Raw genomic sequence first — 21,971 nt, 5'->3', positions numbered from 1 at the left:
CCCGGCAGCGGAAGGGATTATGCCAGCGCGCTGATCATATCCGGACGAAAACCAGCCCAATGGGATTCACCGGCAACAACAACCGGTACCTGACGGTAGCCCAGTCCCTGAACGAGATCATACGCATCGCTATCCGCGGAAATGTCGATAACATCATATTCAATGCCCTGACGATCGAGCGCGCGGGTGGTTGCTGTGCACTGGACGCAGGCGGGCTTGCTATAGACGGTAACGTTCATTTTTTCCTCACTGGGGATAGATTGGTATGGGTTGCGGCTACTGGAGTAACGACGCACAAAGACGCTCGCACATGGTAAAATGCGCGCGGAAAAACTCGGAAACTGAAGAAATGCGGCTCACCCCACTGGCAAGCCATGCACACTAGCCCGTAAAGGGCGGACCGGAACTATTCTGTTTCAAATCACTCGACATGCTTTTCACCCCGAAGCTATTGAGAGGGATATACGGGGCACCAAAAAACGTGGCAGCACAGTGCCATAGTTTATCGCGCGCCAACCGGACACCCCGCCCGTGGACGTTACGTTCAAGGCAGGTCTCCTGGCTCACGGCTCACCGCCCTCATCCGTCTTCCCGGCCTGTGCCAGTGACATCTGGATTTGAGCTTGCCGCTTACAGTTGCGGGGGCAGCTACGGCTTAACAACATCCACGATGAATGCAGCGCACCGTATTCCCATCTTCGCTTTCAATTCTCACGAATCGTAAGAACCTTGAACACAATATGTAGTACCTGAAGTTAAAACTTCGTCAATGGATAGATGCTTCAAAAAAATTAAATCTAATTTTGTTGCGCTGCGGCTGTGAATAACAGGGATATTTTATGGTGCCCGACCTCAGACGGGCCAAACCAGTGAACAGGTAATCCGATAGATAGATTCGCGGCATTCGACAATCTGACAGAGACGCTCACACACAATATATAGCGAAGCCGTCCAGCACCCGGCACATAATCCGAGCCCAGCCACAGCAGCTCTCAGAAATTATGTTTCGCCTTACAAATCATGCAAAAAATCTCAACACGGGATCAATGGTTTGCGCGACTGCTCAACAGAGCGCGCCATTGAATGGCTTATGATCCTCGCTCTTCCTCGAAGGGATAATTTGACAGCCGGGCTTCATATCCTGTATCGATCCATCAAATTCTGAACATTGTTCAGCATGCTGAACAATTAAGAAGGGATCCTCCCAAGCATCTCTTCAGACGACCGATGCACCGGCGGCATCGGGAAACTGCTGGTCTGGCTTTGCTATATGTGAAAGCCAGACCATTTAAAACCCAGCGTCTCGGCACCGGCGAGGAATGAGAGACCTCGGCGCTGGGGAAATTTGGATAAGGGTGGAAAGTATGACTGTAGGGATCAAGCCATTTTCGTTCGATACCGTTGGCTCAATGCTCGTTGAGTGGAGTGCCGCGAAGCGTCTTGGCGAAATTCTGGGCGAACGGTTTTCCGAACGCAAAATCCTCATCGTAACCGACAAGGGTCTGCACAAGGCTGGCGTACTCAACGAAGCACTGGCTTCACTTGAAAAGGCGGGCTTCGTCACCAGTATTTTCGATGCTGTTGTTGCTGATCCGCCGGAATCGGTTTTGTTTGAATGTGTCAATCAGGCCAAGGCGGCAGGCTGCGATATCGTATTGGGGCTGGGCGGCGGCTCTTCAATGGATATTGCCAAGCTTGCTGCCGTGCTTATCGTTTCTGAGCAGGAACTGTCTGAACTTTATGGTATTGGCAAAGTGCAGGGCACGCGTCTGCCGCTGATCCAGATTCCGACCACCGCTGGCACCGGATCGGAAGTGACAAACATCACGATTCTGACCACCGGCGAAACCACCAAGATGGGTGTCGTTTCCCGCCAGCTTTACGCGGATTTCGTCATTCTGGATGCAGAGCTGACCTGCGGTCTGCCAGCGCTTCACACAGCAGCCACCGGCATCGACGCCATGGTTCACGCAATCGAAGCCTATACCAGCCGCATCAAGAAGAATCCGCTTTCCGACGCTTTTGCACGCGAAGCGTTGAAACTTTTGTCGGCCAATCTTGTTGCAGCCTGTGAAAACGGCAAAGATCGTCACGCCCGTGAAGCCATGCTGCTTGGTGCAAATTTCGCAGGGCAAGCTTTCTCGAACTCCCCGGTTGGTGCGGTTCATGCACTGGCTTATCCACTTGGCGGTCATTATCATGTACCGCATGGCCTCTCCAATGCCCTGATGCTAGGGCCAGTGCTGCGCTTTAACATGGCGGGTGCTGCCGAGCTTTATGCAGAACTCGCTGACCTTCTGATCGGCAAATCAGAGGGTACAACCGAAGAACGTTCAGCAGCTTTCGTTGCATATATGGAAGACCTGATGAACCGTTCCGGTGCTCCACGTCGCCTGCGCGATGTCGGCGTCACAGAAGAAAGCCTCGAAATGCTTGCAGGCGATGCAATGCTTCAGACGCGTCTTCTGGGTAACAACCCTGTTGACGTGACGGAAGCTGACGCGCTTGCGCTTTATCGCGAAGCCTTCTGAGTTAGCAAATATCATTTAAATCCAGTCGCGGAAGAGTGCTCCCAATAAGCGCTCTTCTACGGCCTGCTTCATCCTTTCGGAGTTAAAACCTTGAGCACTGAACGCATCGACGGTCAGGAGCAGCCATATTGGCCTGCCGGACCGTTTAAAATCCGCTTGCCCTTCGTTCATTATAAATTCGAATGGCCTGACTATTTCCAAGGTCTATTGATGTGCGCGGTGGATCTTTCAGCAATTCCATTGATGACAGAACTTCTTGGCATGCCCTTTGAAGTGGCGCTCGCCGTCGTCATCCTGAACGGTCTTTTCTATCTCGCGCACCATCTGCTAGGCGATCCGGTTGTGCCAGGCTGGATCACCCCCGCTATTCCCCTTCTCATGGCTTATTGCGCCACTTTCCCAGAAGGACCGGAACGCGTGCATGCCCTTGTCGCGTTCCAAATGATGCTCGGGTTGTTTTCGATCTTCATCGGGGCGACAGGGTTGGCGCATCGTGTCGTTCAGCTGATACCATCTGCCATCAAAGCAGGTGTCATCGTGGGAGCTGGTTTTGCTGCAGTTATTACTGTTTTCAAAGTCGGCGGTCGCTTTGATACATTCCCGTTTACGATCAGCATCGCTGTTGGCATGGGTTTCTATGTGATTTTTTCGCGCCAATTTGCGCGTATCAAAAACAGCAATCCTCTTTTGGCAACCATCGGCAAGCTCGGTATCTTTCCGATCATTTTGCTTGCAGTCATCATCGCGCCGCTTTTTGGCGAAGCACCATGGCCAACAATCGAATGGTCCTTCACAAGCCCGGATTTTGGCACTCTCTGGCGAGAATATACAATATTTGGTCTTGGCATGCCTCCGCTGTCCATGTTCCTCACCGCTGTTCCCACGATGCTGGCAGCCTATATCGTGCTCTTTGGCGATGTATTGCAGAGCCGAGCTATATTGAAGGAAGCTGACGAAGCGCGCCCTGACGAAAAGATCGACTATAGTCCTGACCGCGCGCACCTGATCTTCGGTGGACGCAATGCCGCAATGAGTGTGCTCGGGCCAGATGTCTGCATGTGCGGGCCACTTTGGTCGGCAATGCATGTGGTGATTGTAGAGCGTTTCTCGCAAGGGAAAAAAGCCATGCACTCGCTTTTTGGTGGCGCAGGTTCTTTCCGCTGGGGAACCAATACAGGTTTGCTCCTGATGCCGATTGTGACGCTTGTTCAGCCGATCCTGGGTGTAGCATTGGCGCTGACTCTGCTTATTCAGGGATATGTATCGGTGCGTGTTGGCATTCTGGAAGCACGTTCGCAGCGCGATCTTGGCATTGCCGGCATCGTTGGCGCCGTTCTGGCTACACGCGGGGCAGCCTGGGCATTTGCTACCGGCGTCATCCTTTGTCTGCTCGTCTATGGTCGTGATTTCTTCAAAGGCGAAACTGACAGCACTTTCGTCAAAGACCAGAAATCGCAGTGATCTGACCACGAAGCCTCCCGAATACTTATTGGGGGGCTTCTGCTTTTTATACACACAATATAGCTAAATTTGCCTCTTTAGGCAGTTTCATATAGATTTCCGCCGCAATCCGGCAACCGCATTTTTCACCGCTGCGTCTATTGTCGCGCATTGCGTGATAGTTCGGAGTAAAAATTGCGTAGTGAACAGTCTGTTCTTCAAATATCCATATCAGTTACTATTTTTATTGCAGGGTTTGGTGTTGTCTTCGGCCTTTTATCTGGGTCATTTTCGATTGTGTTTGATGGCGTCTATATGCTGGCCGATGCTGCGATGAGTGGTCTTGCACTTGTCGTTTCACGCCTGATTGCGCTTTCTGCGCTGCCAGAGCCGCCGCGCGGAAAATTGCGCGACCGTTTCACCATGGGTTTCTGGCATCTTGAGCCGATGGTTCTGGGGCTCAATGGCATCATGCTCACGGGTGTGGCCATCTACGCGCTGATCAACGCGATCGGTAGCCTGATGGATGGTGGCCGCGATCTGGAATTCAGCTATGCTATCTTCTATGCCGTGCTCGCCCTCATTGCATGTCTTGGCATGGCATTTCTTGAAATGCGCGCCAACCGCAAGCTCAAATCAGATTTTATCGCCCTTGATGCAAAATCTTGGATCATGTCTGGCGGCATAACGGCGGCACTTCTGATCGCCTTCACCATTGGCTATTTCATTCAGGAAACCCAATTCGACTGGATCACGCCTTACATCGATCCTGCCGTGCTTGCGCTTGTTTGCGTCATTATCATTCCAATGCCTGCCGCAACGATCAAACAGGCATTATCGGACATGCTTCTGGTTACGCCTGTCGACTTTAAAAAGCACGTCGATGACGTGGCAAAGCAGGTTGTGGACCGCTATGGCTTCAAATCTTACCGCGCCTATGTCGCCAAGGTCGGACGCGGTAAACAAATCGAACTCTATTTTATTGTACCAAAGGCACAACCTGCAAAGAAACTCGAAGAATGGGATGCATTGCGCGATGAAATCGGCGATGCGCTCGGCGGCGAAGGCCCTGACCGCTGGCTGACGATTGCCTTCACAACGGATGTTGAGTGGGCGGTTTAGCGCGCCGGTCTGTTTCAATCAGATCGAAATACGCTCTAAAGCGCAATTTTTGCCGACCTTCGCTTCACTACGGCAAGACCTATGCCCAAAGCGAATCCGTTGCCAGATTTCATTACTGCCCGATTTAAGCGATCATTAACCGTGTTTTTTCGAACACAAGGGCATGGCGAACGCACAACCGTCACAACTGTTGAACTCGAATTAGATCATAAAATTCAACGCATTGATAAATGTTTCATTTTTCGCGCAGAAATGTGATCGCGTTTTACGTTGACTATTAACATTTCGTTAACCACAGTTTGTTGCAATTTGTTACAAAGCGTTATTGTGGAGCGGGCACGAATTGAAAAAGATACGGCAGATAAACCAGCAGTCCCTGAGCGCAGGGAACCGCACTGCCGTGTCGCAAATGACCACTTTCTGGGGTGTGATGCGCGCCTATTGGGTTTCAGACCGCTGGAAAGAGGCATGGGCCCTTACGATCGCGATCTTCATCTTCACAGCATTCATCAGCAAGACGACGGTCTGGGTTGCGGAAGCATCCGGCCTTCTGATGAATTCCATCGTCAATGTCAAAAGTGCACCGGTGCAGGACCCGCTGATGGCCATTGCCATCAATGCCGGTATGCTGGTCATACTGATGCTTGGCAAGGATGTGCTGCTGGTCGGCTTCCGGCATCTTCTGTCCACCACCTTGCACCGGAAATGGCGCAAATGGCTCAATGACAGCTTCTCCGATGCACTGCTTGATCGCAATCACACGCATTACCATCTGCAACAGGGAAAAGGTCCAAGCCTGCCCGATAATGTCGATCAGCGTTTGCAGGAATCCATCAAGGGCATGACCGGCGGCGCCATTGGTCTTGTTATGGGCATTGTTGGTGTCCTGCTCTCAGCGTTCTTCGTTGGCCAGAAACTTCTGGAAATCTCGACAGAAGTAAACGGACTGGAGTTTCTTGGCTCTTATGGTGGTGCGGTCGTGGCTTTTGCCGCTATCATAGTCTACGTGCCGATTGGCACACTGATTGCGATCAAGATCGGCCGCAAACTGGAAAAGCTCAACCTGCGCATGCAAAAAGCGGAAGGCTCCTATCGTGGTGAATGGACCACGCTTCTACGCCGCAGCTTCCAGATTTCGGCTTCCGAAGGTGAAGCCGTACAAAGCACGGTCAACAAGCGTCTTTATCAAGACGTTGATGGAACCTGGAACCAACTCAACCGCTTTGATGCTGCCTATCTCGCCTTTTCACAGGCTTATGGCTTTCTGTCCAATCGCATCATCGCTTATATTCCGGGCCTGATCCCCTATATGAGCGGGGCGGTCAGCTTCCGCAATTATGTGACCGGTGCCGAACTGGTGGCCGCCATGATCAATGATTGCTCATGGTTCATTCAGGTCATGCCGGCAATTGCCAATCTGCGCGCAAATGCCGGTCGTGTCACTGGTCTCGCACAAGCCATTGAAGCCGTGCAGGAGCCTGCCGAATTCTATGCCCGTTCAGGTATAAACCGTTTCACATTTTCCGCGCAGCACCCACATTTTGGTCTTTCGGTCCGCAATCTTGCGCTCATGCTCGGACCCGACACGGAAGCGCCGTTTCTGCGCTCCGGTGTTATTAATATCCGCTCCGGTGACTGGGTTTATATGCGTGGCGAATCCGGCTCGGGCAAAACCTCGTTTATCAAGGCGCTCAATGGTCTTTGGCCATATGGAACCGGCGACATCATCTATCCTCAGAAGGCAAAAGCCATCTACACACCACAGGAAGCAAAGTTTCCAAGCGTGTCGCTCAAGCAACTTGTTTGTCTTCCCGAAGACGAAAGCCAGTTCAATGATCTCACGGTTGCAGCCATATTACACGAAGCAGGACTTGGCGAATTTATCCTGCGGATGAATGATGACAATGCAGATGGATCGGCATGGGACATGGTGCTCTCTGGCGGGCAAAAACAGAAGATCATGCTTGCCCGGCTTCTGCTGCATAAGCCATCAGTGATCTTCCTTGATGAAGCAACCGGTGCGCTTGATCCTGTGTCGAAGCTACGTTTCCACACAGCGCTCAAAACACATTGCCCGGATGCAATTGTCCTCTCCATCATGCATGAGGAAAAACTGCCAACGCTGGAAGACGGCCAAAACGTCTATTCGCATGTGCTCGACATTCAGAACGGCTATATGTCGCTCAAGCCGGTTGATGCTGCATCCGAGCCGCAGATTCCATTGGTCGCAGCCGAATAGTTCAGAAGGCCCTAAGTGAAACGCATCTCATTCTGGGATGCAGAATATTGTTCTTTCCTTGGGCTATTGCGGGCAGTCGTGTCGCGCAAATTTTCATTGGTCCGTTGCCGTCGGTACGGGATTTGAACACGGAATGGTTGCCAAATCTATCCAGCGCATAAAGAAGTTTCGATAAAGCATTTCCAAAAAGTGCGACGCTGCTTTGCGTCGGATAATGCGTAAAAATAAAGGACTAGAGTGCCGATTTGATCCAGTCAGATCAGCACTCTGAAAAGGGTCAGTGGAGAGCCTCCCGTCGGCCTGGCAACAGCGCGTCAATGACACTGGCGAGCCGCATTTCCTGTTGACCACTGGCGATCGTCCGCTCAAGCACATCAAGCACAACGGCACCCGCGCCGCGCGCCGCATCGACCAGCGTGCCACCATGAGCCAGATTGGCCGTCAAAAGACCGGTAAAGAGATCGCCTGTGCCAACCGGCGCGATAGGCAGGCGTGGAAATGTCAGTCTTGTGCTCGTCTTGTTCTCGAAAACGATGTTTTCCAGCAAACCATCCGGCGTGTCGGCAAGAGTGCAGCCGGTAACGACCAACCGCGCCTGGCGTTGCGCCTGTATTTTCAAAACGTCCGCCTCAAGCGCACGCCATGACGATATCCCGCTGCCCGCAATTAGGCCGACCTCAAACTGATTGGGGGTCAAGACATCCGCCATCGGAACAAGGCGACCAAGCAGACACTCGACCACCTGGTCAGCGACAAAGACACCGAGATTGGAATCGCCCATCACCGGATCGCAGATATAAACGATATCCGGGTTGATCCTGCGCGCCCGCTCAACGAAAGCGGCAACCACATCACCATTGGCGCGCGAGCCCAGGTAGCCCGAGATAATATAGCGGCTCGTTTCGATCAATCCGCGTTCCTCGACACCACGAAGCAGATCACCGACGAGCTCCGATTCGAGCACACGTCCGCGCATGGTCTCAAAATGAGGATTGTTCGATAACAATGTGGTGGGAACCGCCGCAACGGTCAGCCCCCGCACCTGCATCGGCAAAACGGCAGCGCTGTTTCCGACATGGCCATGCACGACCTGGCTTTGAATGGATATAATATTCATCAGCCTCACTCCGCTGCATCTTCGCTGATTGCCAATTTGGCACTTTCACGGCGAGGCAACCGGCCATTGAGCGCCAGATAAGCGGCCAGCCCGATCACCAGCCCCCAGAAGGCGCCACCAATACCGAGCAGGTTGATGTTTGCGGCCGATGCGAGGAAGGTTATGAGCGCCGCCTCGCGGGATGCGGGGTCTGCCATCGCATTGGCAAGGCTGCCGCCGATGGTACCGAGCAGCGCCAGACCGGCCAGCGTGGTGATAAACGTTGCCGGAAATGCCATGAAAACCGCTGCCAGCGTCACGCCAAAAACGCCCACCAGCACATAGAAAACGCCTGCCGCAATACCAGCGATCCAGCGCTTGGACGGATCTTCATGCGCCTCCCGACCCGTGGCGATTGCCGCAGTAATTGCCGCTAGGTTAAAAGCGTGCGAGCCAAAGGGGGCCATGATGAGCGAACCAAGGCCGGTTACGGTAACAATGGGATTGGCGCTTGTCTTGAAGCCATCATTGCGCAACACCAGCATTCCCGGCATGTATTGGCCGGTCAGGGTGATCAAAAACAGTGGCAGCGCAACGCTCAGAAGAGCATTAAGCGAGAATTCCGGCATGGTGAAAATCGGCGTCGCGAATTTGAGCTGCAGGCCAGACATATCGACACGCTCCTGCGTGACCAGAAAAACAAGACCAATCACCAGAATGCCAACCACAGCATAGCGCGCAGAAAAACACTTCAGCACGACATAGGCAACGATCAGCAGCCCAACCAGAGCAGGATCGACACTCGCGCCGCCAAAAGCTCCGATACCAAATTGCAGCAGGATACCGGCAAGAAGACCAGAGGCGATGCCAGAGGGGATCAACCGAATGACTTTCTCAAAGCAGCCGGAAAGACCAAGCAGAACAAAGGCCAGAGCCGAGACCATATAAGCGCCGATCGCCTCGGCATAGGGCGTTGTGGCAAGCGCTGTTACAAGGAAGGCCGCTGCCGGCGTCGACCAGGCGGTGATGATCGGTTCTCGATAACGCCAGCTCAGAAAAAGGCCGGTAAGTCCAACACCAATAGAGACAGACCATACCCAGGATGCCGTGAGTTCAGGGCTCAGACCGGCAACACGCGCGGCCTGAAAGACCAGAATGAAGGTACCGCCATAATTGACGATGACCGAAATCAGTCCTGCTATAATTGGATGGGTAAGATCATTCAGACGAATGGATGATCGTGAAGGCAAACGATGCGACATGGCTCTGTTAAAGCTCCTGAATTGTGGCTTGCGGCCCGTTTTTTGCCTTGACTTCTAGAGGACAAATGGCCTGTTGTTCCCATCCACTTACGAAGAGAGGTACAGACCATTTGTTCAAGCATTCGCAACTGGAGTCTGTGAAGGCTTGGCTTGCCCATCCCGCGCATGCGGCGATGCCACTGCATGCACGGATACAACGCGCCATCCGGCAACTGATCGTCGACGGCGCGCTGGGTCCGGGTAAACCGCTTCCGGCCTCGCGCGCGCTGGCAAAATCGCTCGGCGTTTCACGCGACACCATCGAGTCCGCTTACGCCCAGCTTCACGCAGAAGGCTTTATTGAACGGCGCGTCGGAAGCGGCAGCTTTGTCGCGGAAATGACAGAGTTCACGCCCGGCCGCCGGCTGACGCAGCGTGACGCACTTTTACGCAATCAAGCGCCGAACCTCAGCAGACGCGGTGCTGCCATGTTCGGCAGTGGCGGTGTGCGCGAAATGCTCTCTCCACGCCCGTTCGCACACGGCATACCGGAAACTCGCAGTTTTCCACTTCCATTATGGGAGCGTCTTGAGCGGCAGGTGCTCAAAGAAGTTGGCACGCAGGCTTTACATCACGGCGATCCGCAAGGAACGGAACCATTGCGCCGTGCTATTGCCGACTATGTCAATCTTGAACGCGGCGCACGCGCCACCGCCGAACGGGTGGTGGTCCTGACAAGCTCACAGCAGGCGCTGACCTTGTGCGCCAACATGCTGTTCGATCCCGGCGACCCGATCTTCATTGAAAATCCGGCCTATTATGGTGCGCGCAAGGCATTTGAAGCTGCTGGGCTTGAATGCTTGCCTGTGCGCGTCGATGGACAAGGGGTAATGGTTGACCAAATTATCGATGATCCGCGCGGTGCAAAAGCTGCTTTTTTTACACCTTCGCACCAGTTCCCGACAGGCGCAACCCTTGCGCTGGATCGTCGTCTCGCTTTGATCGAATGGCCGCACGGCATCAGAGCTGGATCATCGAAGATGATTACGACAGTGAGTTCCACTATGCTGGAAAGCCTACCGCCTGCGTTCAGGGGCTCGACCCGCATGACCGGACCATCTATATCGGCACCTTCACAAAAGCCCTCTTTCCGGGCCTTCGGATTGGCTATGTTGTGTTACCACCGCAGCTGGTCAAACCTATGACCGTGGCACGAACCCTGCTCGACGGGCATACTGCCTCCATCGCACAACTGACTTTGGCGCGGTTCATGGAAGGTGGACATTTCGGTGCCCATGTTCGCACCATGCGCAACATCTACGCGCAGCGCCTGGACGTTCTGACAACGCTGGTTCGCAAACATCTTTCAGAATTCGTCGAACCGCAAGTGCCGATCGGTGGCCTGCAAATGCCCTGCATATTGATCGGCGGACTTTCCGAACGCACGGCAATTGATGCAGCGCGGCGCATGGGGATAGAACTTCTTGGCCTTTCAGGACTTCATGCATCCGGCGACGGAAAACCCGGCTTCCTGATGGGCTTTGCTGCCTATACTCCACACGAAATCGAGGTCGCCGTCAAAAGGCTCGCAACTGCACTGCGCGCCGCCGTCGCCGCATAGCCAACGCCCGGTTCCATGGAGTATTGGCCTGATATAATGATCTAAAATCTCATAGAACAACAGGCTTAAACCTGCGGTTCCGTGCGTTGTAGATGGCGCAATCCCAATGCACTTATAGTGCCAAGCCACTGGCGCGATCGAAAACATGAACGCGCTCATTGTTGATCGCCGCCGAAAAAGCTGTGTGAACGCGCACATGCTGTTCACCATCGACAACAGCAGTTATCTGGTCTTCACCAAGTTCAAAAACCACATGTGTCTGTGCGCCGGTTGGCTCCACCAAAATTGTTCTTCCCTCAAGGCGAATATCTCCGCCGGTGGCAGAACCAATATGTTCCGGCCTAAGGCCAATCGTAACCTCCTGGCCCCGCTTTACACTCCTTTGAGATGAAATGCCTATTGCCGTACCGTCTTTCAGACGCGCTATCGGTGCATTTGCATCTGCATCAATCACTGCAGCGATAAGATTCATGGCTGGCGAACCAATAAAGGCCGCCACGAAGATGTTTGCAGGGGTTTTATAGAGTTCGAGTGGCGTTCCCTGTTGCTCAATCCGGCCCTGGTTCAGAACAACAACCCGATCCGCCAAGGTCATCGCTTCTATCTGATCATGCGTCACATAGATGGAAGTCGTTCCGACTTTCTGATGCAGGCTTTTAATTTCGCTGCGCATTTGAACACGGAGTTTTGCATCAAGATTTGATAATGGTTCATCAAAAAGGAAAACAGAAGGATCGCGAACAACCGCTCGTCCCATGGCAACCCGCTGACGCTGACCACCAGAAAGCTGCGAGGGCTTTCGATCCAGCAACTTGCCAAGATCAAGCATGCGTGCTGCTTCCGCAACCCGCTCATCAATGACATTTTTGGGCTTGCCGGCCAGCTTAAGATTAAAACCCATATTCTGTGCAACAGTCATATGCGGGTAGAGTGCATAAGACTGAAACACCATAGCGATATTGCGCTCCCGCGGCGTCATACCGTTGACGATCTGACCACCAATGGCAATTTCACCATCGGTTATTTCCTCAAGTCCGGCGACCATACGTAAAAGAGTCGATTTCCCGCAGCCGGACGGCCCGACAAGCGCAACAAACTCACCGTCATTGATCGACAGAGAAATGTCGCGGATGACTTCGACGGAGCCATAGGATTTACAAACGTTAATAAGTTCTACTGAAGCCATGATTACGTCTCCCGATCAGGATTTTACCGCACCTGCCGTCAAGCCGGCGATGATGTGTTTTTGTGCAAGGAAAAACACGATGACGGTTGGCAAAATCGTCAGTGTTATGAAAGCAAGGACAAGTTGCCATTCGGTGCCGAACTCGCCGCGATAAACCATGATGCCAAGCGGCCACGGATATTTTGATTCCGAATTGAGCATGATCAACGGTAAGAGATAGCTGTTCCAACTGCCGACAAACGAGACGATGCCCACTGTTGCGAGAATTGGACGGGAGAGCGGCAAAGAAATGTGCCAGAAGAAGCGCAGATAACCGCAACCATCGACGAATGCCGCGTGAAACAACTCTTCCGGCAGGTTTCGGAAATAATTGCGAAACAGCAATATGCTCATACCGAGACCGAATGCGACCTGCGGCAGCACAACACCCCAATAGGTATCCAGCAACCCCAGATCACGAATGCGGATAAACAATGGCAGGATTGCTGTTGCCGCAGGAAACATCAGCCCCAGCAGAAAATAATTCAGCAGGAAAGACGAGCCAAAAAACTTCACATGCGCAAAGGTGAAGGCCGCCATCGCCGACACAACCAGTGTCAGGAAAACCGTCAAAACGGCGATGATCAATGAGTTGAATATTTGCAGCCAATAACGGTGACCAAAGAGAATATCTCCGTAATTCGCCCATTGCCATTCCGCCGGAAGGCCGAATGGATTGACCCGCAGATCACCCAGCGTTTTGAAGCCACCCAGCGCTGTTGTCAGAAGCGGAACCAAAACAATAGCGGCAATGAAGCCAAGCGAAAGATAGAGATAAAGTCGGGTCTGTATCGTCATGCGGACAGCGTTTGATGTATCAGTCATGGCGCATGAAAATCCTTTTATAACCGAAGGCAAGTGTCACACAGATCACGAACAAAACGACACCAACCGCACTGCCAAGCCCAACCTGCATACGCATGACACCGTATGTGTAGAGGAAGGTCACCATCGTCTGTGTTGAATTGGATGGCCCCCCGCCTGTCAGCGGCATGATCATGTCGAAGAGCTGCAGCGAACCGATGACGGCAAAGAAAATGGACAAGCGCACGGTGGAACCAAGCATGGGCAGCGTTACATAGCGAAACTTCTGCCAGCCATTCGCGCCGTCGATTTCAGCAGCTTCCAGAACAGCTTTATCGACAGACTGAAGGCCGGCTATGAAAAGCATCATGTGAAAGCCAAAATACTTCCAGACAATGACAGCAAGCACAGCGTAAATTGCGACATCTCGGTCTGCCAGAACATATGGATTTGCGAAACCAAAGAAGTTGGAAGCCGCGGCAAACAGACCGTAGTCGCCGTCATAGACAAAGCGCCAGATCAGGCCCGCCGCAACATCTGCAAGAACGTAAGGCAAAAAGAAGATCAGCCTGAAGGCGACAACACCGGGAATGCGATGCGCCAGCATCATTGCGAGCCAGATCGCTAACGGGATTTGCACAAGGACGGAGACGAAAATGATCAGACCGTTATTGAACAGTGCCTGAGAGAAGGCTGCATTGCCAAAGAGGACCTGAAAATTTTTCAAGCCCACAAATTCCGTCGGCGTTCCATACCCATTCCAGCGGTAAAGACTGTACCACGCCGCCTCACCCATCGGCAAAATAACAAAGAGTGTAAACAGCAATAAAGCCGGAGGCAAAAAGACCAGCAAGGTCATTGTGCGGTCGTGGGCGACAGAGCTTTTTTTCTTTTTGACCAGATGTGTTTTACGTGGAGGCGAGGATGCCGAAGTCACAGACATATCCGTCATCTTTTCCGCTTTCATGATGCCAATAATTAGGATGCGGAGCGCACGTCATGTTCTAACGTGCGCTCAGAACGCGCTTAACGGAGCTCGAAAGCATCCTGAATTTGCTGCGCTGCTTCTTCGGAACTCATCTGCCCTGCGAGAATATCGACCGATACATCGTTCACGACGCGTCCGACAGCAGCACCCAATGTTTGATCAAAATAGTTCTGGTGCCATGTTGAATCCGCCAACTGACGGGCAGATTCGGCCAAAATAGGGTTTTTAACCGCACTGTCTGCACCGGCTGCAACCGGCAAGATCATGCCTGCCTCCGCCATTTTCTGCTCATTTTCCTTGTTGGTTAGGAAAAGAGCAAAATCGATGGCTTCTTTGGAAGCATTTTTGGTCACTGCCCAACCATTGATCCCGCCTAAAGTATCACTCGCTTTTCCTGCACCACCTTCGACCACAGGAAATGCAAACCGCCCTATGTTTTCCAAAGCGAGCCCTTTTCCATCGCCCGCATTCTTGCGTTGATTGGCCTCGGTATTATCAAAACCGAGGATCATTGCAGCCTTGCCATCACCAAAAACACCAAGCGCCTGCGGCCAGGTTGCCCCTAGATAGCCCGGCTGAAATGGTTCCAACTTGCCAAAGTCCGCAAGCTGCTCACCTGCCTTGAGAATGGCCGGATCCAAAAAGCCTTCACCTTCACCCTTGCTGGCAGCATCGAAGACCGCTTTGCCGCCGTTACGCATCACAAGATAGCTCCAGTAGAAGTGAAGGGGCCACTTATCACCACCCCCTCCGGCAATAGGAACAATGCCAGCGTCTTTAAGCTTGGTTACAGCGGCACTCAAATCATCCCATGTCTTGATATTGTTGGAATCTAAACCTGCTTTCGCGAAAAGTTCTTTATTGTAGAAGAAACTGACAAGACTGACTTTATAAGGAACTGCCCAGAGCTTGCCATCAAAGGAAAGACCTTCAATAGACGAACTCGTGTAAGCTTGACGCAGTTTACCGTCAGAGGCGTTGAAATCCTCTGTCAGATCCTTGAGAACACCGGTTTTTGACTGCTCCTCAAGAACACCACCACCCCAACTATAGAAAAAATCAGGGACGTCATTTGACTGTAGCAGCGTCGGGAGCTTGGCTTTGAAAGCCTCGTTTTCCAGAAATTGCAATTGGATCCGAACATCAGGATGCTGGTTTTCATAGTCTCTTGCTATTTCTTCCCAGACAGCGACCGCTTTGGGGTCCAATTCCACGTGCATCCATTTAACGGTCGTGGTCGCCGAAGCACTTGCGGTGCCTAGCATCAATGCTATGCTTGCTTTTGCGGCATAAGACATCAACTTGCCGCTCAGGCTTGCGCCTGCGTACCAATACGTCATGTTCGAGATCCTCCCTTGGGGTCATCCTCACAATTTATTCCCCAATGCGGATTAATTCATCCGACATATCTGTCGATGTCAAGGCTATTTCATAATTTTTCGCAAGCAGGCTTGACATGAACGATAGAAGTGACGCTATTTAATCCGCAATCCGATTTAAATAATATCTGATCAGCTTTGATCTCAACAGGACCTCATGAAGACCGCTGACCCCGAACTGATGCGCGCTATCAACAGGCTGAACGTATTAGATACGATCCGTCGTCATGGTCCCATTTCGCGCATTCAGATCAGCGAGCGAACTGAGATTTCCACCACGACTGTATCGGCGATAACCGCATCACTGTTGGATGATGGGCTGATACTGACACGGCATGAAGGGGATATCCGCAACGAGACGACGCGCGGGAGGCCGCGGGTCATGCTTGAGCTTAATCCTGAAGCAGCGCGTGTCGTCGGTGCAAAAATCGCGTCCAATCGCATGATTTTCGTGGTCACGGACTTTCGTGGCGAGATCCTTTCCAACCTGTCGCTTCCAATAAGAGTTGATCGTCAACCAATCAGCGTCATTGCGGATCTTATTGAAGACGGGGTACGCCGATGTGTCCTGGATGCCGGTGTGTCGCTGGAAGATGTCGACATGATCTGCCTCGGCATACCAGGCGTCATAGAGCATCGTACTGGTATCATTCGAAGCACACCAATCCTAAGAGAGCATAATTTTAATTTTGCCTCAGAAATGACAACTCGCCTGAATGTGCCCACGATTGTTGAAAGTGATGCACATGCAATAACACTTGCGCACCATTGGTTTGGCCATGCACGTGAATTTGAAGACATGGTTTTGATTTCGCTTGAGCAAACGCTTGGGCTTGGGGTCCTGCACAAAAATCAGCTGTTTCGCGGTGCTGATGGGCTCAGCCATAATCTAGGCGATCTCGTACTCGGTTATACCAATGACACGACCGTCAGGCTTGCAAGCCATGCCGGTGAAAGCGCAATTCTTGGCACTCGCCCGGATGATGCCCGTTTTGCAGAAGCCATGCGCCTCGGAAGGGGCATGAAATACGCGCATTCACTCATTAGCGCTTCCGATGAGGAACTCTTAAATGCTGCCAAACGCGCCGGCGCTGCAATAGGTCTCACACTGGCAAATATCGTAACTTTGTTTGCGCCACCGCGCGTCATCATTACGGGCACCAGTCTTGAACTTGGAGAGCCATTCATCAACAGCATTCGTGAAAGTTACAATATTGCCGTTCCACAAGCCCTGAAGGGCGTTGCTGAACTGGTTTTCGATATTGCCAGTGACGAATTATGGGCACAGGGCGCCGCTGCCGTTGCACTGCATGAACTCTACGAGTCTCCATGGAGCACGACGGGGCCTGCAATTTAACTCAGCTTAAAGTTACGGATTTCTGGGAGGAAACAAGATGGATAAGGTCGGCATTGGCATCATTGGCTGCGGAAATATCTCCAGCGCCTATCTTAAAGCGATGGCTTCGTTTCCGATACTTAATATCTGCGGTATTGCAGATATGAATATGGAAGTGGCGCAAAAACGCGCCGAAGAGTTTAACCTTCAGGCTCGAACAGTGGAGGCATTGCTTGCCGATCCAAGTGTCGAAATCATTGTCAATCTCACGATTCCAAAAGCACATGTTGAGGTGGGATTAAAAGCCCTTGAGGCCGGCAAACACGTTTATTCCGAAAAGCCGTTGGGTATCAATTTTGCCGAAGGTAAGCGGCTTTTTGAAGCTGCAAAGGCAAAGAACCTCCGTTTGGGCTCGGCTCCGGACACTTTTCTTGGCGGAAGCCATCAGGCCGTGCGTTCGCTTATAGATGAAGGTGTCTTGGGAATTCCTGTCGGTGGAACGGCAACATTTATGTGCGCAGGTCATGAGCGCTGGCATCCCAACCCGGCCTTCTATTACGAAGTGGGCGGGGGGCCGATGCTCGACATGGGACCTTATTATATTACAGAACTCGTCAACCTCCTCGGGCCGGTTGACAAAGTCGCAAGCTTCGCGACGACACCCCGGAAAGAACGCATCATTACGAGCGCCGAAAGGAACGGTGAGCATATTCCTGTTCATGTTCCTACCCATGTTGCAGGCGTTCTGGCATTTAAAAATGGCGCGGTCGTGCAAGTGGCCATGAGCTTTGATGTCGCCGGGCACAAACATGTGCCCATCGAAATTTATGGCACTGAAGGCACGCTGATCGTTCCGGACCCGAATTATTTTGGCGGCGATGTCTTGTTGCTCAAAAAAGGCGGAGAGTTTGAAGAAAAAGCAGTTTCTCAACCTTATGCCGACGGGAATTATCGCTCACTTGGAATTGCCGATATGGCATATGCCATTCGGAATAACCGGCCGCATCGCGCGAATGGCTCACTTGCACTCCATGTACTCGAAGTCATGGAAGCATTCCAGACTGCGTCTGATATGGGCAAAACAATATCTATCATGACAGACGTGGAGCGACCTGCCCCACTCGAAACGTCTCTGGTTAATAACCAGATTGCAAATTAATCCTGAGGAGGAAACAATGAAAGAAGCGCTGATCGTCTGGGGCGGCTGGAGCGGACATGAACCACAGGAATGTTCGGTAATCGTCAAAGACATCCTCGAAGAAGAAGGTTTCAAAGTCTATGTCGAGCACAGCACAGAGGCTTTTGCTGATCCGTCCGTGCATGACCTTAGCCTCGTCGTTCCCATTGTAACGATGTCGAAAATTGAAAAAGAAGAAATAAAAAACCTTGCCAAAGCCGTTGAAAATGGAGTTGGCATTGCTGGTTTTCACGGCGGAGCGGGCGACAGCTTTCGTGAATGTGTTGAATATCAGTTCATGATCGGAGGTCAGTGGGTTGCTCATCCTGGCGATATTATCGACTATCAGGTCGATGTGACCCGCCCGGACGACTCTATCATGGAAGGCATCTCAAGCTTCCCATACCGCTCAGAGCAATATTATATGCACGTGGACCCTTCCAATGAAGTGCTGGCAACGACGACCTTCACTGGTGATCATGCCTGGTGGATCGATGGGGTGGTAATGCCCGTCGTCTGGAAAAGAAAATATGGCAATGGCCGGGTATTTTATTCCGCACTGGGGCATCAAGCCAAAGAATTCTCGGTACCACAAATGCAGACGATTTTTCGGCGGGGTGCAAATTGGGCAGCACGGTGAAGGACAGGCTTCATCTTCTACGCTATGGTCTGACAGACACCCTTTATTTTTTTGAAGGGGAAGCCAGCGCAGACCGTAACGCTGCGAGGAGTGCAATCCTCTCACCATAGTCTAAGGAACAGGCGGAAGGGTAAATCATAAGACTGAAGCTCATCAAAGGCCTAATTGTACAGGAAAGCAAAAGAGCCTTTGGGAACCAGTCATCTTATCAATGTTTAAAGCTCTTGTGAAAAGCCTGCCGTAGACAAAGCGAACGATGCACCTTAAATCGGTTTTAGCCACTAAAACCCAAGCAGAAGAGCGCGTCCATGCCACAGAAAACAGATCTCCTTGCTCCCGTCATGCAAGGCCAACCCGTTATCCCGGTCCTGTTGATCGACAAGGTCGAGCATGCAGTTCCGCTGGCACGAGCGCTTGCAAAAGGCGGCTTACCTGCAATCGAAATCACATTGCGCACGGCTGCGGCACTCGACGCAATTCGTGCCGTTGCTTCCGAAGTGCCGGAAGCGATCGTGGGTGCGGGCACCATTCTCAACGCCAAACAATATGAAGATGCAGCCAAGGCAGGCTCACGCTTCATTGTCAGCCCCGGCACTACAAAATATATTATCGCCGCAGCCAATGACAGCGATGTGCCGCTGCTGCCTGCCGCCATTACGCCAAGCGAAATGCTCGCTCTTCGCGAGGAAGGCTACACGCATCTGAAATTTTTCCCTGCCGAACAGTCCGGCGGTGCGCCGTTCCTCAAAGCATTGTCATCACCATTGGCTGGCACCGTTTTCTGCCCCACTGGCGGCATCAGCCTCGCCAATGCGAAAACCTATCTCTCGCTTCCAAATGTCATCTGTGTCGGCGGATCGTGGGTTGCTCCAAAGGAATTGGTTGAGGCCGGCGACTGGGACGGGATCACCAAACTTGCAAGCGAAGCCGCTGCACTAAAAGGATAAAACCGCCCCTCCCAAATATGGTGACTCGTTTTGGGTGATCGACATCCTTAAAAATCACAAAACATGCTTATAAAAAGAGATGACTTAAAAAAGGGGCCTCGAAGGCCCCTTTTCTTGATCTGCTTTCTGATCAGTTGGTCTCGGTAAACTTTGCAACCGTCAGGAATGTAACAGCATTGCCGCTAAACTGATTGGCGCGTTCGCTCGGCAGGTCACCGCGCTGGAAGCCAGCGGTATAGACCATCGCGGGCGCAGAACGCAGGGCATCATTGCGCAACACCGGACTGGTCGCGGGTGCAGTTTGAGAGACCGAATGCGATGAAAGCGCTATCGCAGAAGCCGGTATCGCGGCAGGCTGAACAACCGGTTTTGGGTGCGAAGAAACCCTTGCCACACGACGATCGCCCTTACCTGTTGAGCGCGCACTGCTCTTGGCACCTTGACCGACAGCGGCAACGTGCTGACGCGCAGGTGCAGGCTTGGCAATCGATGCAGTCTTCACCGGTGTAATTTTTACAGGCTCGGCTTTGACTTCCGCAGCTGGTTTTGTATCAAAATCATCTTGCGGCGGCGCAATCAGCTCTCCGATTTCATCCCGCTTTGAGAGCATGGCCAATTGCGTATTGGCGCGCGGCGCTTCTTTCGGTACCGGATAAGCGGCAGGGGCTTGCTGCGCAGCTGCATTGCCAGCATCTGCAACAACCGTTGAAGCAACCGGATTGTTGTTTACGAGCTGCGCAATCGCATCCTGCGGATTGTGCTGATCACGCTCCGGCCGGGCACTTGGAACCACGGCGGCTGCAAGCTCAGTCGCAGCTTCCTGCTGTGGGCGCGTGGATGGAATTGGAACAAAACCCGTTACAAGCGGATTAGAACCTTCATCAGATGGAACCTCAGCGGGTTGTACAGCAGCAAGTGCAATCGCTTCCTGAGCTGCATTGGCCGGCTTGCGGCTTGGAATTGGAACATTCAATGCGACGACAGGTGCTTCCTCAACCGCTGCAGCCGCAACAACTGTCTCTGGGCGCGGAGCCTGTAATGGCACTGGCGCATCGCGTGCAGGCAAGGCAGCAATCATCGTTTCAGCCTGTGGAGTCTGCACAGGAGCCGCAGGGGTTGGCGCCTGACGCGCAGGCACGGCACGGGCTGGACGGGCGGCAGCAGGCGCGACATCGCCGTTATCTTCTTCCTCATCAGCACCACCGCCAAAGAGCGCACCAAAGAGTGTCTTGCTCTTACGAGGGGCGGAGTTGCTTGCCATCATGACAGTGCCACCGCTCGCTTTTCGCTGCTCAATCATTGCCAGCGCCTGCTCATAGCCCGGCAATGGCTTGCCATCGGCAGGCAAGTGAGCCGTTTTGCCATCCGGGAACAGCGCCAGCAACTCGCGGCGGCTCATCCGTGGCCAGGAGCGAACATTCCCCACGTCCATATGCACAAAGGGCGAGCCGGAACGCGGATAATAGCCAACGCCACCGATCTGGTAGCGCATACCGATGCCGCGCAGCTTGGCAAGTGGAACACCGGGAATGAAAAAATCCATCGCGCGGCCAAGCGTATGCTGGCTCTTCTTCGCAACACCTTTGGTGGTGGAACGCAACATGTTGTTGGTTGCCGGTGAACGATAGGCGGAAACCACAGTAATATACTGGCTGGAGCCAGTGGAACGATAGACCTGCCAGACCAGATCGAACAGGCGCGGGTCCATTTTGGTCGGTTCGTTGCGGCGCCAGTCGCGCAGAAATACATTCAGTTTTTTCAGACCATCAGGCAGAAAACGACCATTCTTCTTGAACGTAATCTCTGCTTTTTCGCCGGTATGCACATAATAGAGCTTCAACGTGCGGGTTTCAGCCGAAGCCTGCGACGGGGCCAGCGCCATGAGCACAGCTGCCGCGATCCAGAATAAGGACATCGACAACCTGAACCAGGCTTTCGCAAAGCGCGCTTTAATGGTCGATATACTGCTCATTGAATCGTATCGCCTTACCGTGTTGTCTGCCCTAAGGGCCGTATCAGAGATCGCACAAGTGAATATTCGAGAACCCTGATTGTCGGATTTAATGGTTAATAGACGCTTAGTGAACAACAAATGAGGAAACACCATGGCAAAAAAGCCACACAGGTGCATCTATTTTCATCATGGTAAAAAAATTATTAACAATCTTCCTTGATGCTAACATTC

Annotated in this window: 16 protein-coding genes, 1 pseudogene and 1 riboswitch; of the genes and pseudogenes, 9 read left to right on the top strand and 8 right to left on the bottom strand. The window is 52.5% G+C overall.

Annotated features, from left to right (window positions below):
- Positions 1 to 17: 17 nt before the first annotated feature.
- Complete coding sequence (gene nrdH, locus VBH83_RS09340; protein ID WP_265986818.1) at positions 18 to 239, bottom strand: glutaredoxin-like protein NrdH; 222 nt, start codon at positions 237 to 239, stop codon at positions 18 to 20.
- 291 nt (positions 240 to 530) lie between these two features.
- Positions 531 to 747, bottom strand: a riboswitch (cobalamin riboswitch).
- Positions 748 to 1,364: 617 nt separating this feature from the next.
- Here nrdH and VBH83_RS09335 point away from each other — a divergent pair.
- From VBH83_RS09335 to VBH83_RS09320, 4 genes are all read left to right on the top strand, one after another.
- Positions 1,365 to 2,531 carry an iron-containing alcohol dehydrogenase gene (locus VBH83_RS09335; protein WP_396997356.1) on the top strand — a complete coding sequence of 389 codons (1,167 nt, stop codon included), beginning with the start codon at positions 1,365 to 1,367 and terminating at the stop codon, positions 2,529 to 2,531.
- A gap of 90 nt (positions 2,532 to 2,621) precedes the next feature.
- Positions 2,622 to 3,992: a hypothetical protein gene (locus VBH83_RS09330; protein ID WP_396997354.1), complete on the top strand. Its 1,371-nt coding sequence runs from the start codon at positions 2,622 to 2,624 to the stop codon at positions 3,990 to 3,992.
- Positions 3,993 to 4,166: 174 nt separating this feature from the next.
- Positions 4,167 to 5,093, top strand: coding sequence for a cation diffusion facilitator family transporter (locus VBH83_RS09325; RefSeq protein ID WP_396997352.1), 927 nt, complete (start codon positions 4,167 to 4,169; stop codon positions 5,091 to 5,093).
- A gap of 400 nt (positions 5,094 to 5,493) precedes the next feature.
- The gene (locus VBH83_RS09320) at positions 5,494 to 7,332 is read left to right on the top strand and encodes an ABC transporter ATP-binding protein/permease (RefSeq protein WP_265986813.1); all 1,839 of its coding nucleotides are present in this window, start codon (positions 5,494 to 5,496) and stop codon (positions 7,330 to 7,332) included.
- A gap of 277 nt (positions 7,333 to 7,609) precedes the next feature.
- Here VBH83_RS09320 and pdxY read toward each other — a convergent pair whose 3' ends face one another.
- Positions 7,610 to 8,449 (bottom strand): pyridoxal kinase, encoded by an 840-nt coding sequence (pdxY, locus tag VBH83_RS09315; RefSeq protein ID WP_265986812.1) that lies wholly within the window; start codon positions 8,447 to 8,449, stop codon positions 7,610 to 7,612.
- A gap of 5 nt (positions 8,450 to 8,454) precedes the next feature.
- Positions 8,455 to 9,690, bottom strand: coding sequence for a benzoate/H(+) symporter BenE family transporter (locus tag VBH83_RS09310; RefSeq protein WP_396997350.1), 1,236 nt, complete (start codon positions 9,688 to 9,690; stop codon positions 8,455 to 8,457).
- A 110-nt stretch (positions 9,691 to 9,800) separates the two neighbouring features.
- Here VBH83_RS09310 and VBH83_RS09305 point away from each other — a divergent pair.
- Positions 9,801 to 11,290: pseudogene (locus VBH83_RS09305) on the top strand (PLP-dependent aminotransferase family protein).
- A 112-nt stretch (positions 11,291 to 11,402) separates the two neighbouring features.
- On the opposite strand, the gene VBH83_RS09300 reads toward VBH83_RS09305, so the two are convergent.
- The 4 genes from VBH83_RS09300 to VBH83_RS09285 all read right to left on the bottom strand — a co-directional run bounded on the left by VBH83_RS09300 (position 11,403) and on the right by VBH83_RS09285 (position 15,605).
- Positions 11,403 to 12,476, bottom strand: coding sequence for an ABC transporter ATP-binding protein (locus VBH83_RS09300; RefSeq protein ID WP_265986806.1), 1,074 nt, complete (start codon positions 12,474 to 12,476; stop codon positions 11,403 to 11,405).
- Positions 12,477 to 12,491: 15 nt separating this feature from the next.
- Complete coding sequence (locus VBH83_RS09295; RefSeq protein ID WP_265986805.1) at positions 12,492 to 13,340, bottom strand: carbohydrate ABC transporter permease; 849 nt, start codon at positions 13,338 to 13,340, stop codon at positions 12,492 to 12,494.
- Positions 13,333 to 14,271 (bottom strand): carbohydrate ABC transporter permease, encoded by a 939-nt coding sequence (locus VBH83_RS09290; protein WP_265986803.1) that lies wholly within the window; start codon positions 14,269 to 14,271, stop codon positions 13,333 to 13,335. The genes VBH83_RS09295 and VBH83_RS09290 overlap by 8 nt, the downstream gene beginning before the upstream one ends.
- A gap of 74 nt (positions 14,272 to 14,345) precedes the next feature.
- Positions 14,346 to 15,605, bottom strand: coding sequence for an extracellular solute-binding protein (locus VBH83_RS09285; protein ID WP_396997385.1), 1,260 nt, complete (start codon positions 15,603 to 15,605; stop codon positions 14,346 to 14,348).
- Between the two features lie 238 nt (positions 15,606 to 15,843).
- Here VBH83_RS09285 and VBH83_RS09280 point away from each other — a divergent pair, with 238 nt between their 5' ends.
- From VBH83_RS09280 to VBH83_RS09265, 4 genes are all read left to right on the top strand, one after another.
- Positions 15,844 to 17,043 (top strand): ROK family transcriptional regulator, encoded by a 1,200-nt coding sequence (locus tag VBH83_RS09280; RefSeq protein ID WP_265986799.1) that lies wholly within the window; start codon positions 15,844 to 15,846, stop codon positions 17,041 to 17,043.
- 37 nt (positions 17,044 to 17,080) lie between these two features.
- Positions 17,081 to 18,181, top strand: a complete 1,101-nt coding sequence (locus VBH83_RS09275) for a Gfo/Idh/MocA family protein (protein ID WP_265986798.1) — start codon at positions 17,081 to 17,083, stop codon at positions 18,179 to 18,181.
- Positions 18,182 to 18,197: 16 nt separating this feature from the next.
- The gene (locus VBH83_RS09270; protein WP_265986797.1) at positions 18,198 to 18,839 is read left to right on the top strand and encodes a ThuA domain-containing protein; all 642 of its coding nucleotides are present in this window, start codon (positions 18,198 to 18,200) and stop codon (positions 18,837 to 18,839) included.
- Positions 18,840 to 19,147: 308 nt separating this feature from the next.
- Positions 19,148 to 19,786: a 2-dehydro-3-deoxy-phosphogluconate aldolase gene (locus tag VBH83_RS09265; RefSeq protein WP_265986796.1), complete on the top strand. Its 639-nt coding sequence runs from the start codon at positions 19,148 to 19,150 to the stop codon at positions 19,784 to 19,786.
- Positions 19,787 to 19,916: 130 nt separating this feature from the next.
- On the opposite strand, the gene VBH83_RS09260 is transcribed toward VBH83_RS09265, so the two are convergent.
- A complete protein-coding gene (locus VBH83_RS09260; protein ID WP_396997347.1) occupies positions 19,917 to 21,758 on the bottom strand; it encodes a DUF882 domain-containing protein in 1,842 nt (613 codons plus the stop codon).
- Between the last annotated feature and the right edge of the window lie 213 nt (positions 21,759 to 21,971).

This window comes from Ochrobactrum sp. S1502_03 (assembly GCF_044435015.1).
GTDB lineage: Bacteria > Pseudomonadota > Alphaproteobacteria > Rhizobiales > Rhizobiaceae > Brucella > Brucella chromiisoli.
Note: the sequence above shows the minus strand (reverse complement) of the source record. Positions and strands in the feature narration are given on the sequence as shown.